The sequence below is a fragment of the Campylobacter concisus genome (genome assembly GCF_015230035.1).
In the GTDB taxonomy this organism is placed as follows: Bacteria; Campylobacterota; Campylobacteria; order Campylobacterales; family Campylobacteraceae; genus Campylobacter_A; species Campylobacter_A concisus_BK.
Map to the genome: position 1 here is coordinate 40,426 of NZ_JAAKZD010000001.1, position 13,628 is coordinate 54,053.

Below are 13,628 nucleotides of genomic sequence, written 5' to 3' on the forward strand. Positions count from 1 at the left end.
TGAAATTTTGTAAATTTAAGTGGGTAAATTTATAAAGGGATTAAGCCCCAGAGGTGGGGCTTAATATATTAGTTTTCTTTGATCTTTATCTTTTTATCTTTGTAAAAACCAGTACCAACTGGGATCATACGTCCAAGGATGACGTTCTCTTTTAGATCTTCAAGATAGTCAAATTTAGCAGCGATTGAGGCTTCTGTTAAGACCTTAGTTGTCTCTTGGAATGACGCAGCAGAGATCACACTATCACTTCCGATGGCCGCTCTTGTGACACCAAGAAGGATCGGCTCAGCGATAGCTGGCTCGCCACCCATCTTCATAATGCGCTCGTTCTCTTCTTTAAATTTGTTTCTTGAAACCATGTCGCCAACGATGAAATTTGTATTTCCGCTATCGACGATTTTGACTTGGCGAAGCATTTGAGAGACGATGATCTCGATGTGCTTATCAGCGATCGCAACACCTTGGCGGCGATAAACTTGCTGAATTTCGCTGATCAAATAGTAGTGAAGTGCCTTTTCACCAAGAATTCTTAAGATATCGTGGCTTGAGATAAGTCCGTCTGTTAGTTTCTCACCAGCATGGACAAATTCGCCGTCTCTTACTTGGATCTGACGGCTCTTCTCGATCAAATACTCAGCTGTCGTGCCATCTTCTGCTTGGATGATGATGCGCTCTTTTGAGCGAAGTGGCTTGTCAAATCTAACAACACCGTCGATCTCTGCAACGATAGCTGTATTTTTAGGGCGTCTTGCCTCAAATAGCTCACTAACTCTTGGAAGACCACCAGTAATATCTTTTGACTTAGCAACAGCTTTTGGAGTCTTAGCCAAAATGTCAGCTTGAGCTACTTCATCGCCACTTGAAACGAAGATCGCAGTTTTTGGATCAAGCGGATACTTGATCAAATGTCCGCTCTTTGTAGTGATAATGATCGCTGGTTTTACGCCACTTGGTAAATATTCGTTGATGACAAGACGCCTTTGACCAGTTGCCTCGTCAGCTTGCTCAGTCGCACTATATCCTGGCTCGACATCTTCAAAGCTAACCACACCAGCTTCTTCTGCGATAGTTGGAGTTGAGTATGGATCCCACTCAGCGATTATTAGCTTGTCATCTTTTTCAGGTAGTGAGACTACTGTCGCTCTTTCTACCGCATCATTGTCTGATACTTGAATGATAGAATTTCTTGGGATGTAGTGGCGAACTGCCTCGCGTCCATCCTTGTCAGAAACGACAACAAAGAAGCCTTTTTCAGTTACTTTGTGACCTTTTTTGATATCTTTTAGTCTGTCAAGGAAGTCACCTTTTAGTATGAAAAATTTAACCACACCATTTGCATCTGCTGTGATCTTTCTAGTTACTGGATCGCCGTCTGAAATTTTAAGCTCACTAGCATATGGGATACGATTTGGAATGTTCCAACCCTCTTTTATGATCTCGACGATACTCTCGTTCTCTTTTACCTTATCGCCATTTGCATAAGGGATATACATCTTACCTTCGATCTTACCGCTAACGCCAGCTAGTTCGTTTGGTTTAGCAAGGTCGTTTCTTCTGATTGTATATTTAACCTCTTCTTTTTTGCCTTTGATAACGATATTTACGTCTTCGTGGGCATATTCTATCTCGATTTTACCATCGATTGTTGATTTTATCTTTGGCTCAACAAGTAATACAGCAGCACTTCTTCTGTTTGCAACGATTTTCTTGCCGTTGTTCTCGTATGTGCTAAGGTTGTAATATCTAATAAAGCCCTCTTTTTGAGCGATGACTTGGCGGTCTTGCTGCTCAGTAGAAGCCGTACCACCGATGTGGAATGTTCTTAGCGTTAGCTGAGTACCTGGCTCACCGATTGATTGAGCTGAGATGATACCGACAGCCTCGCCTGGTTTTACAAGTTTGCCCTCACCCAAATTTAAGCCGTAGCATTTTGCGCAAACGCCTTTTGGCGCCTTGCACGTGATAGGTGTTCTAATGCTTACTGATTTTATGCCAGCTTCTGTTATCGCCTTAGCTTTCTCCTCGTCAAGCAATGTGCCTTCGCTAAATAAAATTTCATTTGTTATAGGATCGATCACATCATCTGCTAAAACACGGCCCAAGACCCTCTCTTCAAGGCTTTCGATTAGCTCACCGCTCTCTGTGATATCTGTGATCTCGACACCCTCGTGCGTACCGCAGTCGTGCATTGTGACTTTAACATTTTGAGCAACGTCGATTAGCTTTCTTGTTAAGTAACCAGCGTTGGCAGTTTTTAGCGCGGTATCTGCAAGACCCTTTCTAGCTCCGTGGGTTGAGTTGAAGTACTCCATTATGTTTAGACCTTCACGGAAGTTTGAAATGATCGGCGTTTCGATGATTGAGCCGTCAGGTTTTGCCATAAGACCACGCATACCAGCTAGTTGGCGAATTTGCGCTGCACTACCTCTCGCGCCAGAGTCTGCCATCATATAGATCGAGTTAAATCCGCCTTTGTCGTTTTGGATAAGCTTCATCATCTCGCTTGCAACGCTGTTATTTGTATCTGTCCAGATATCGATGATCTTGTTGTATCTCTCACTATCTGTTAAAAGACCAGCGCCATATTGCTTTTGAATTTCACGAACTTTTTTCTTAGCTTCGTCGATATATTTTTGCTTGCTGTCTGGCACGATGATGTCTGCGATAGAGATAGAAATTCCCGCTTTTGTAGCATATCTAAAGCCTAAATTTTTAAGCTTATCAAGGAAGTCAGCCGTTACTTCAAGGCCGCCATTTCTATAAACATAATCAACCAAATTTGCAATATCTTTTTTCTTCATGATCTTATTCCACATATTTTCAGGGACAAAATCAGGTAGTATCGCTCTTAGGATCAAGCGACCAGCCGTTGTAAAGATGATCTTGTTATCAACCATTGTTTTGATCTTTGCGTGAAGGCCAAGAGTATTAGCCTCTTCAGCGATCATTACTTCATCGACGCTTGAGAAAATTTTATTTGCACCTTTTTCGTCATTTCTCTCTAAGCTTAGGTAATAAATTCCTAAAACCATATCTTGCGAAGGGACTGTGATAGCCTTACCACTTGCAGGAAGCAAGATGTTCATTGAGCTAAGCATCAAAATTTTACACTCAGCGATAGCCTCTTGAGATAGTGGTACGTGAACAGCCATTTGGTCGCCGTCAAAGTCTGCGTTGAACGCCGCACAAACTAATGGGTGAAGCTGGATCGCCTTGCCCTCAACAAGCACTGGGTGAAATGCTTGGATAGAAAGCTTGTGAAGTGTCGGAGCACGGTTTAGCATGACTGGATAGTCTTTAACAACCTCTTCTAAGCACTCCCAAACCTCATTTGTCTTATCTTCTATCATCTTTTTAGCTTGCTTAACGGTTGTCGCATAGCCTTTTTCTTCAAGGCGAGCAAGCAAATGTGGCTTAAATAGCTCTAAAGCCATCTTCTTTGGAAGACCGCACTGATCCATCTTTAGCTTTGGACCAACGACGATAACAGAACGTCCAGAGAAATCAACACGCTTACCTAGCAAATTCTGACGGAAGCGGCCTTGCTTACCTTTGATGATCTCACTTAGTGATTTTAGTGGGCGTTTATTTGCACCTTTTACTGCATTTGCTCTGCGACCATTGTCAAATAGCGCATCAACAGCCTCTTGAAGCATTCTCTTTTCATTTCTGATGATGATCTCAGGTGCGTCAAGCTCAAGCAGACGTTTTAGACGACTATTTCTATTTATTACACGGCGATATAGATCATTTACGTCCGAAACAGCAAATTTACCACCATCAAGATTAACAAGTGGTCTAAGATCAGGCGGAAGAACTGGTAAATTTGTTATCATCATCCACTCTGGGCGGTTGCCTGAATTTAAAAAGCTCTCGATAACTTTTAGGCGTTTTACGATAGTCTTTTTCTTAGCCTCAGAATTTGTAGCCTCCATCTCTTCTTGTAGTTGATTTAAAATTTGAGTTAGATCAAGCTCAGCTAGCATATCATAGATGACCTCGCCACCCATTCTAGCACTAAAGCCACTCTCTTCATATCTTGAAGCTAGGCTTTGATATTGCTCTTCGTTTAAAACGTCATATTTTTCAACTTTTTTAGAATTTTCATTGTCATAATAAGCCTCGCCAGCATTATCAACAATGTATGCCTCATAGTAAAGTACGCGCTCAAGATCTTTCATCTTGATACCAAGAAGCGCACCTATACGGCTTGGCAAGAAATTTACATACCAGATATGAGCCACTGGAGTTACAAGCTCGATGTGACCCATGCGAGAGCGACGAACCTTAGATGTTGTTACTTCAACGCCGCACTTTTCACACTTGATACCTTTGTAGCGCATCTTTTTATATTTACCACAAAGACACTCGTAGTCGCGGATCGGTCCGAAAATTTTGGCACAAAATAAGCCATCACGCTCAGGTTTTAGCGTGCGATAGTTGATAGTTTCTGGTTTTTTAACCTCGCCATAACTCCAAGATTTTATCTTCTCAGGACTTGCTAAACGAAGTTGAAAAGCTTCAAAATCACGAGGTCTATGCTCTTCTTTTATCTCAACTGGTTTTAAATTAGTTAGTTTCATTTGTCTCATCCTCATCATATACTTCCACGTCAAGAGCTAGTGATTTTAGCTCGTTTGTTAGAACAAAGAACGTCTCAGGGATACCAGTCTCAGGAACGTTTTCACCTCTAGTTAAAGCTTTGTAAGCAGAAAGTCTTCCCTCGACATCGTCTGATTTTACAGTTAGCATCTCTCTTAGTGTATGAGCAGCACCATAAGCCTCAAGTGCCCAAACCTCCATCTCACCAAACCTTTGACCACCAAATAGCGCCTTACCACCGACTGGTTGTTGTGTAACAAGGCTGTATGGTCCAGTACTTCTTGCGTGAACTTTTTCATCAACCAAGTGGTGAAGTTTTAGCATATACATACAACCAACATTAACGCGTTCTCTTATCTTTGAACCTGTGCGTCCATCATATAGCTCAGTTTTACCATCGCTATCTATCTTTGCCATCTCAAATAGTTTTGCGAATTCGTCAGCTTTAACACCTTCAAAAATCGGAGTTGCAAATCTTACGCCATTGCTCCAATCTTTTGCGTACCCAAGAAGCTTCTCATCACTCATCTTACCAAGAGCTTTTTTAGCGTCCATTAGCTTAGCAACGCTTGCGATCTCTATCATCTTAGCTCTTAGCTCTTTTATCCACTCGCCTTTTTTGGTCTCAAAAATTTCATTGATCTGCTCACCTAAACGGTAACCAACAAGACCAAGGTGGCTCTCTAAAATTTGACCGATATTCATACGGCTTGGAACGCCTAGTGGGTTTAGCACGATATCTACGATCTGACCGCTTGGAAGATACGGCATATCGACTTCTCTAACTATATTTGAAACGATACCTTTGTTACCGTGACGTCCAGCCATCTTATCGCCAACTTTTAGTTTGCGTTTTGTAGCTATATAGACTTTTACAAGTTTTACAACGCCGCTTGGTAAAATGTCATCTTTTTCTAAAATTTCTATCTTAGCGTCATGCTCTTCTTTAAGCTTTTTCTTCTCATTTTGGAAGTAATTTTTTAGCTCGTCATATTTCTTTTGGATATCTTTTGAAAAGCTCTTTACGATAGCATTTAGAGTAAATCTATTGATATTCTCAAAATCAGCTTTATTGATCTTTGAGCCTTTTTTATACTCTTTTTTATTTACCTCTTGATCGCTAGCTAGTGGGTTTTTAGAAAGAAGTGCTGTAACTTTTAGCATCTCTTCGCGGTCTAGCATAAGCAGTCTATCGTGGTGCTCTTTTTCTAAAAGCGTCTTCTCTTCTTCATAAGCCTTGTTTGTTCTGCTATCTTTCTCATAGCCTTTTTTGGTGAAAATTTTAACATCAACAACCACGCCCTCCATTGAAGCTGAAGCATAGAGCGATTTATTTACAACATGGCCTGCTTTTTCGCCAAAGATAGCACGCAAAAGTCTCTCTTCTGGAGTTGGCTTAACTTCGCCTTTTGGAGATACTTTACCAACAAGGATCATACCAGGCTTGATCTCTGTACCAATTTTAACAATACCACTTTCATCAAGGTGCATAAGCTCCTCTTCTTTGACGTTTGGTATATCTTTTGTTATCTCTTCAACGCCGTCTTTTAGCTCACGAGCCTCAATCTCTTTTTCATAAATATGAACGCTTGTAAAGGCATCTTCACGTATCATTTTTTCACTAATAACGATCGCGTCCTCGTAGTTGTAGCCATTCCAAGGCATAAATGCAATTAGTGCGTTTTTACCGATAGCTAGCTCGCCTTTTTCCATGCTTGGGCCATCAGCTATAATTTGATTAGCAACGATCTCATCACCTTTTTTAACGATCGGATGTTGTGAAAATGTCGTATTTTGGTTTGTTCTTAAATTTTTCTCTAAAGAGTAGTGATCGATATATGGACCAGCTTCATCTTCACCAAGGATAAAGATGTTTTTATTATCAACCTTTTCAACCACGCCTCCACGTTTTGCTTTTACGCTCTCCCAAGCATCTCTTGCGATAACACTCTCCATACCTGTTCCAACAATAGGAGCAGTTGAACGAAGTAGCGGCACTGCTTGACGTTGCATGTTTGAACCCATAAGCGCACGGTTAGCGTCATCGTGTTCTAGGAAAGGGATAAGCGAAGCCGCAACACCGGCTATCATACCAGAGCAAAGGTCGATCAAGGTAACATCTTCTCTACGAGCAAGCATCATCTCGCCCTCTTTTCTAACCTCGATCAAATCCTCAACAATGTGTCCATTTTCATCAAGCTTAGTTGATGCTGGAGCGATAACATTGCCCTCTTCTTGTGTCGCTGTTAGATAGACTATCTCATCAGTCACTTTGCCATCGACGACCTTTTTATAAGGCGCCTCAACAAAGCCAAGATCATTTACTTTTGCATAAGTTGAAAGAGTGTTTATAAGACCGATATTTTGACCTTCTGGTGTTTCAACCGGGCAAATTCTGCCGTAATGAGTTGGGTGAACGTCACGCACCTCAAATCCAGCACGCTCTTTTACCAAGCCACCCTCGCCAAGTGCAGATAGACGGCGCTTATGAGTAACCTCACTAAGTGGGTTTGTCTGATCCATAAACTGACTTAGCTGACCGCCTGTGAAAAATTCCATGATTGTCGCTGTGATCATTTTTGGATTGATAAGATCATAAGGCATGATCTCGTCAGTATTGTTGCTTAGACTTGTAAATTTATCACGGATAGCCTTTTGCATCTTAACAAAACCAAGGTGAAGCTCACTAGCAAGTAGCTCACCGATAGATCTTATGCGGCGGTTACCAAGGTGGTCGCGATCGTCAATGTGGCCTTGTCCGTTTTTAACTTTTGTAAGATATTTTGCAGTTTTGATGATATCTTCGCTAGTTAGCAAAGTAACGTACTCTGGTACATCAAGCGAGAGCTTGTGATTCATCTTCATACGACCAACTTTTGTTAAGTCATATCTTTCAGGATTAAACAATATATCATTTACAAAGCTTTTTGCAGCCTCTTTAACTACCGGCTCGCCAGGTCTCATGACCTTGTAAATTCTAATCGCAGCAAGGTCATTTTCATCATCAACGCCCTCAGTTTGTTTTAAAACCTTGAGCATATCGTTGTCGGCGATAAAAGAATTTATTATAGCGTCATCAACGCCAGCTGCAGAGTTGTTTATAATATCAATACTTTCATGCTCAGCTAAAATTTTTGCAAGTTTATTCTCATCAAGAGCAGATAGTGTGTCATATAAAATTTCGCCGCTTTCTGTGTTTATCACAGGGTTTGCCAAATATCTACCTATAAGTGCTTCGATCGGATACTCGACAAATTTAACGCCATCTTCAATTAATTTATCAGCTTTTTTCTTTGTTAGACGCTTGCCAGCTTGATGAAGAACATCACCCTCTTCATTTTTTATATCATATTCAACCCTTCCTAGATAATCCTCTGGATTGAAAAGAGTTAAAAATTTATTATTTTTAATAACTAAATTTTGTATCGGATAAAATAGCTTAATAATGTCTTGTTTTTTATATCCTAATGCCCTAAACAAGATAGTTACAGGCACTTTTCTGCGCTTGTTTATCCTAACATATAAAATATCTTTTGTATCATATTCAAAGTGCAACCAAGAGCCACGATCTGGGATTATTTGAGCTGTGTAGATAAGTTTGTTTGCAACAGTCGCACTCTCTTCTTGTTTGAAGATAACGCCAGGGCTTCTATGGAGTTGATTTACAACAACACGCTCAACACCATTTATAATAAATGAAATTCTATCTGTCATCAACGGAATTTCACGTATAAAAATTTCTTGCTCTTTTATATCTTTAACGCCAACTTTATCACCAGTCTTATCATCTTTTTCATGTACGATAAGGCGTATTTTCATTTTTAAATTTACAGAGTATGTAAGACCTCTTTCTATGCACTCTCTGATTGTATATTTTGGTTTTCCAATCTCTGAGCTAACATATTCTAAAGTCAAACGATTTTGCGGATCATGTATAGGAAAAATCGACTTAAAAACTTTTTCGATACCGCTTTCTGTTTGATTGTTATTTAGATTTAAAAAATTATCAAAGCTCTTTTTTTGTAGTTGTAGTAGGTTCGGAACGTCTATCTCTTTAACGACATTAGAGAAGTCAACCCTAAGACGATTTCCTGAGTATAAGCTATTTAACATTGCATCTACCTCGTGGTAATTTTGAAAGAAAAGTATAGCCTTTTAACAAGGCATCTAAAATTTAAAAAAGAGAGAGCCTCTGCTCTCTCTTGAAATATTAAGCCTAAATAATAAAAAATTATTTAAGTTCAACCTTAGCACCAGCCTCTTCAAGCTCTTTTTTAGCTGCTTCAGCTTCGTCTTTGCTAACGCCTTCTTTAAGAACAGATGGAGTTCCTTCAACTGCGTCTTTAGCCTCTTTAAGACCAAGACCAGTAAGTGCTCTAACAACCTTAATAACGTTGATTTTCTTATCACCAGAATCAACAAGAACGATATTAAATTCTGTTTTTTCTTCAGCAGCAGCTGCACCACCAGCAACAGCTGCACCACCAGCCACCATTACAGGAGCTGCGCTAACACCAAATTTCTCTTCAAACTCTTTTACAAGTTCGCTAAGTTCAAGTACAGAAAGATTAGATATAAACTCTAATACGTCTTCTTTTGTAATTGCCATTTTTTATCCTTATTATTTTTTTAATTTAATTAAGCTGATTGTTCTTTTTTCTCTTTAAGCGCATTCAAACCAATTGTGAAATTTTGAATTGGCGCATTCCAAACTTGCAAAAGCATCGCAATAAGCTCATCACGGCTAGGCATTTTAGATAGAGCTTTAACTTTATCAACGCTTGCAACTTCGCCATCAATATAAGCTGTTTTAATTTTGAAAAGATCAGAATTTGACTCTTCAAATTTTGCGGCTACTTTAGTTACTGCTAATTGATCTTCACTCCAAAGATAGATATTTGTATCTTTGAGTTCCATTCCGACTTTATCAGAATTTTTAAGAGCAATATTTGCAAGAGTATTTTTAATAACTTGAACTTTTACATTTTGTTCTTTTGCAGAATTTCTTAAAACTTCAAGTTTTTTAACTGAAAGACCACGATAGTCACAAACTACAATAGCTTCAGCAGTTTTAAATTCACTCTCTAATTTTACAACAACTTCAGTTTTTTCGTTATGTGTCACTTTTTCTCCTTTCCGACCGGTAATTTCAAGCAGAGCGGGTCGAATCAATTAAGCCCAATGGCCTCGGCTATCTCCAATCTAAGATATAAATTTGTCTAAATTCTTATTTTAAGTCCATAACTTCTTGAGTATCAAGAGTTACAGAAGGGCTCATTGTTAAAGACAATGAAGCATTTTTTACATATCTACCTTTTGCAGTCGCAGGTTTATGTTTATTAATAGCTTTAATAAATGTTGAAATATTTTCATTTAATTGCTCTTTAGTAAAATTGACCTTACCAAGACCTGCATGTATATTTCCTTGCTTATCAACACGGAAATTTACCTGACCACTTTTTGCATTATTAACAGCTTGCGCAACATCCATTGTAACTGTTCCAGTTTTTGGATTTGGCATTAACCCTTTAGGTCCTAAAATTCTACCGACTTTACCTACAAGACCCATTAAATTTGGAGTAGCTATAAGAACATCAAAGTTCATTATACCTTTTTGGATATCCTCAACTAGATCATCAGCACCAACTATGTCAGCACCAGCAGCTTTTGCCTCATCAGCTTTAGCATCTTTTGCTATAACAGCAACTCTTACAACTTTGCCTGTACCAGCTGGTAAAACAACAGAACCACGAACCATTTGATCAGCATGTCTTGGATCAACGTTTAATTTTAACGCAATCTCAACTGTCTCATTAAATTTAGCAGAAGCTAGAGTTTTAACAGTATCGATAGCCTCGCTAAGGTTATAAATTTTATCTTGCTCTACTTTTTTGAGCAATTCCTGAAATCTCTTACTAGTTTTTCCCATAAATTTCTCCGCATATAAATTGCTTCCGTCTTTTGAAAATCAACCTGACGGTAAAGGTTTTAGTCTACTACTTCGACACCCATTGAACGAGCTGAACCAGCAATAATCTTAGCTGCTTGCTCTTTATCATTTGTATTTAAATCAACAAGTTTTTTCTCAACAATTTCTAAAACTTGAGCTTTTGTTAATTTACCTACTTTATTTTTTAAAGGATTATCTGTTCCTTTTGTTATACCCGCAGCCTTTTTAATAAGGTCTGTAGCAGGTGGTTGCTTTGTGATAAATGTAAAACTTTTATCAGCATAAACTGTTATAACGACCGGGATATTAAATCCAACCATATCTTTTGTTTTTTCATTAAAGGCTTTACAAAATTCCATAATATTAACGCCCTTTTGTCCTAATGCTGGACCAACTGGCGGACTAGGATTTGCTTTTGTTGCGGCAATTTGTAATTTTATTTCACCTATAACTTTTTTAGCCATTTCTTGCTCCTTAAATTATCTTCTCAACTTGTGAATACAAAATATCAACAGGGGTACTTCTACCAAAAATAGAAACATTGAGTCTAAGCTTACCATGTATCATATCGTATTCTTCAACGATACCTGTAAAGTTAGCAAAAGGACCTTCTGTTATGCGAACGCTTTCACCATCCTCAAAAAATATTTTAGGTTTTGGTGCCGCTCTTTTTTGAACTTTTTCCAAGATAGTATTTATATCTTTTTCAGTCAATGGTGTAGGCTTTTTAGCCTCACCAATAAAACGTCCAACCTTTGGTAAGGACTGAATCTTATGCCAAAGAGCTGTATCAAGATCTAAACATGCAAAAGCATATCCAGGATAAAGAGTTCTTTCATTAATTTTTTGCTTACCGTTTTTTATCTCTATTACGTCTTCTGTAGGAACTATAACTTCTTTTAGTTGATCTTCAATACCGTGATCTCTAACTAAATTTTCGATTCCTCTTTTTACTGCCATTTCGCTACCAGCGTAAGTTTGTATAGCATACCATTTGTGTGACATTATTTTTTCCCCATTCTATATAACTTTAGAAAGAACAAAGGACATAATAACATCAACAAGAGCTAAAAAAAGTGAAACAACAGCGACCACGATAAAAACTGCAATAAAAGCATTTCTAATTTGTTCTTTAGTAGGAAAAATAACTTTCATTATTTCCAATTTAGATAGCTTTATATAATTTATAAATTTTTCCATAATCTTAACCTTAATTGTGGCAGGGCAAGAGGGATTCGAACCCCCAACCATTGGATTTGGAATCCAGCGCTCTACCGTTGGAGCTATTGCCCTAATAGCTACTTATTCTTAATTAGCTTTTTAACTTAACTTCTTTATGAACAGTATGTTTTTTTAATCTTGGGCAATATTTTTTGAGCTCAACCTTATCTGTAGTGGTTTTGCTGTTTTTTGTAGTAGTATAATTGATATCACCACACTCAGAGCATTTTAAACCGATTTTAATTCTCATATATATTCCTTATAGAAAGCCAAAGGGTTTCCCCTTTGGCATAATTTTATAAATTAACCAAGTATTTTTGAAACAACACCTGAACCAACAGTTCTACCACCTTCACGGATAGCAAAACGAGTACCTTCTTCAAGTGCAACTGGAGCGATAAGCTCAACAGAAATTCTTACGTTATCACCTGGCATAACCATCTCTGTTCCCTCTGGTAATGTAATAGAACCAGTAACGTCAGTTGTTCTTACATAGAATTGTGGTCTATAGTTATTAAAGAAAGGAGTGTGGCGACCGCCCTCTTCTTTAGTTAGAATATAAACCTCACCCTCAAATTTTGTGTGAGGAGTAATTGATTTAGGTTTGCAAAGAACCATACCACGTTCAACATCTTCTTTTTTAGTACCACGAAGAAGAACACCAACGTTATCGCCAGCCTCACCTTGATCCATCTCTTTTCTAAACATCTCAACACCAGTAACTGTTGTTGTTTGTGTAGGCTTGATACCAACGATTTCTATTGTGTCACCAACTTTAACAACACCTTTCTCAATTCTACCTGTTACAACTGTACCACGACCTGAAATTGAGAAAACATCTTCGATTGGCATAAGAAGATCTTTATCTGTAGCACGAACTGGAGTTGGGATATAGCTATCAACCGCATCCATTAGTTCCATAATTTTTGCTGACCATTCGCCATCTTGTCCAGCTTTTGCCTCTTCAAGAGCTTTAAGTGCTGAACCAGAAACTATTGGAGTATCATCGCCTGGAAAGTTGTACTCGTTAAGTAGTTCGCGAATTTCCATTTCAACTAGTTCAAGCAACTCAGCGTCATCAACCATATCTGCTTTGTTCATGAAAACAACGATATAAGGAACACCAACTTGGCGAGATAGCAAAATGTGCTCTCTTGTTTGTGGCATTGGGCCGTCTGCTGCAGAAACAACTAGAATAGCGCCGTCCATTTGAGCAGCACCAGTAATCATGTTTTTTACATAGTCGGCGTGGCCTGGGCAGTCAACGTGAGCATAGTGACGTTTTTCTGTCTCATACTCAATGTGTGAAGTAGCAATTGTAATACCACGCTCTTTCTCTTCTGGAGCATTATCAATATTATCATAATCTTTTAGCTCAGCAAGACCTTTGCGTGAAAGAACAGCAGATATTGCAGCTGTTAAAGTAGTTTTACCATGGTCAACGTGACCGATAGTGCCTATGTTTACGTGTGGCTTGTTGCGTGAAAATTTTTCTTTAGCCATCTTTTCCTCCGTTATGATATGTGTCTTTATCTAATTCAAATTCGTATAGTAATATAAAATCATATAAACCAGTGGAGCTCATAGCGGGACTTGAACCCGCGACCTCTTCCTTACCAAGGAAGTGCTCTACCTCTGAGCCATATGAGCGAAAAACGCTTGGCTGAGATGATTTTAATCAACATACAAACAACTAAAAATTCATGAAAATAAAGATGGAATAACTGTGTTTAGTAAAATCTAGATACAGCTCCCAGTTTACTTTCCCAAATTTTGGAGCGGGAAACGGGGCTCGAACCCGCGACCCTCAGCTTGGAAGGCTGATGCTCTAGCCAACTGAGCTACTCCCGCATAA

10 protein-coding genes and 3 tRNA genes are annotated in these 13,628 nt (G+C 38.8%); all 13 read right to left on the reverse strand.

Annotation, left to right across the window (positions count from 1 at the left end):
* Nucleotides 1-68: 68 nt before the first annotated feature.
* A complete protein-coding gene (rpoC, locus tag G6W41_RS00210) occupies nucleotides 69-4,583 on the reverse strand; it encodes a DNA-directed RNA polymerase subunit beta' (protein ID WP_194170235.1) in 4,515 nt (1,504 codons plus the stop codon).
* Nucleotides 4,570-8,715 carry a DNA-directed RNA polymerase subunit beta gene (gene rpoB / locus G6W41_RS00215; RefSeq protein WP_194170236.1) on the reverse strand — a complete coding sequence of 1,382 codons (4,146 nt, stop codon included), beginning with the start codon at nucleotides 8,713-8,715 and terminating at the stop codon, nucleotides 4,570-4,572. The genes rpoC and rpoB overlap by 14 nt, the downstream gene beginning before the upstream one ends.
* Before the next feature lie 118 nt (nucleotides 8,716-8,833).
* Entirely contained in the window at nucleotides 8,834-9,211 is a 378-nt protein-coding gene (gene rplL, locus G6W41_RS00220) for a 50S ribosomal protein L7/L12 (protein ID WP_103569366.1), read from the reverse strand.
* A gap of 29 nt (nucleotides 9,212-9,240) precedes the next feature.
* Nucleotides 9,241-9,726 carry a 50S ribosomal protein L10 gene (gene rplJ, locus G6W41_RS00225; protein ID WP_194170237.1) on the reverse strand — a complete coding sequence of 162 codons (486 nt, stop codon included), beginning with the start codon at nucleotides 9,724-9,726 and terminating at the stop codon, nucleotides 9,241-9,243.
* A 103-nt stretch (nucleotides 9,727-9,829) separates the two neighbouring features.
* Entirely contained in the window at nucleotides 9,830-10,531 is a 702-nt protein-coding gene (gene rplA / locus G6W41_RS00230) for a 50S ribosomal protein L1 (RefSeq protein WP_002941167.1), read from the reverse strand.
* Between the two features lie 59 nt (nucleotides 10,532-10,590).
* The gene (gene rplK, locus G6W41_RS00235) at nucleotides 10,591-11,016 is read right to left on the reverse strand and encodes a 50S ribosomal protein L11 (RefSeq protein ID WP_002941145.1); all 426 of its coding nucleotides are present in this window, start codon (nucleotides 11,014-11,016) and stop codon (nucleotides 10,591-10,593) included.
* A gap of 10 nt (nucleotides 11,017-11,026) precedes the next feature.
* On the reverse strand, nucleotides 11,027-11,560 hold the full coding sequence (gene nusG / locus G6W41_RS00240) for a transcription termination/antitermination protein NusG (protein WP_180385147.1): 534 nt from the start codon (nucleotides 11,558-11,560) through the stop codon (nucleotides 11,027-11,029).
* Nucleotides 11,561-11,572: 12 nt separating this feature from the next.
* The gene (gene secE, locus G6W41_RS00245) at nucleotides 11,573-11,752 is read right to left on the reverse strand and encodes a preprotein translocase subunit SecE (RefSeq protein WP_002941070.1); all 180 of its coding nucleotides are present in this window, start codon (nucleotides 11,750-11,752) and stop codon (nucleotides 11,573-11,575) included.
* A gap of 17 nt (nucleotides 11,753-11,769) precedes the next feature.
* Nucleotides 11,770-11,845, reverse strand: a tRNA-Trp gene (locus tag G6W41_RS00250).
* A gap of 19 nt (nucleotides 11,846-11,864) precedes the next feature.
* On the reverse strand, nucleotides 11,865-12,023 hold the full coding sequence (gene rpmG / locus G6W41_RS00255) for a 50S ribosomal protein L33 (protein ID WP_002941157.1): 159 nt from the start codon (nucleotides 12,021-12,023) through the stop codon (nucleotides 11,865-11,867).
* A gap of 53 nt (nucleotides 12,024-12,076) precedes the next feature.
* Complete coding sequence (gene tuf / locus G6W41_RS00260) at nucleotides 12,077-13,276, reverse strand: elongation factor Tu (protein ID WP_002941132.1); 1,200 nt, start codon at nucleotides 13,274-13,276, stop codon at nucleotides 12,077-12,079.
* 72 nt (nucleotides 13,277-13,348) lie between these two features.
* Nucleotides 13,349-13,423, reverse strand: a tRNA-Thr gene (locus G6W41_RS00265).
* A gap of 124 nt (nucleotides 13,424-13,547) precedes the next feature.
* Nucleotides 13,548-13,624, reverse strand: a tRNA-Gly gene (locus G6W41_RS00270).
* Between the last annotated feature and the right edge of the window lie 4 nt (nucleotides 13,625-13,628).

Excerpts from the sequence above, each read along its gene's own strand:
- rpoB (WP_194170236.1), bottom strand. The coding sequence starts at position 8,715 with ATGTTAAATAGCTTATACTCAGGAAATCGTCTTAGGGTTGACTTCTCT.
- rpoC (WP_194170235.1), bottom strand. The coding sequence starts at position 4,583 with ATGAAACTAACTAATTTAAAACCAGTTGAGATAAAAGAAGAGCATAGA.
- tuf (WP_002941132.1), bottom strand. The coding sequence starts at position 13,276 with ATGGCTAAAGAAAAATTTTCACGCAACAAGCCACACGTAAACATAGGC.
- rplK (WP_002941145.1), bottom strand. The coding sequence starts at position 11,016 with ATGGCTAAAAAAGTTATAGGTGAAATAAAATTACAAATTGCCGCAACA.
- rplA (WP_002941167.1), bottom strand. The coding sequence starts at position 10,531 with ATGGGAAAAACTAGTAAGAGATTTCAGGAATTGCTCAAAAAAGTAGAG.
- secE (WP_002941070.1), bottom strand. The coding sequence starts at position 11,752 with ATGGAAAAATTTATAAATTATATAAAGCTATCTAAATTGGAAATAATG.
- rpmG (WP_002941157.1), bottom strand. The coding sequence starts at position 12,023 with ATGAGAATTAAAATCGGTTTAAAATGCTCTGAGTGTGGTGATATCAAT.
- rplL (WP_103569366.1), bottom strand. The coding sequence starts at position 9,211 with ATGGCAATTACAAAAGAAGACGTATTAGAGTTTATATCTAATCTTTCT.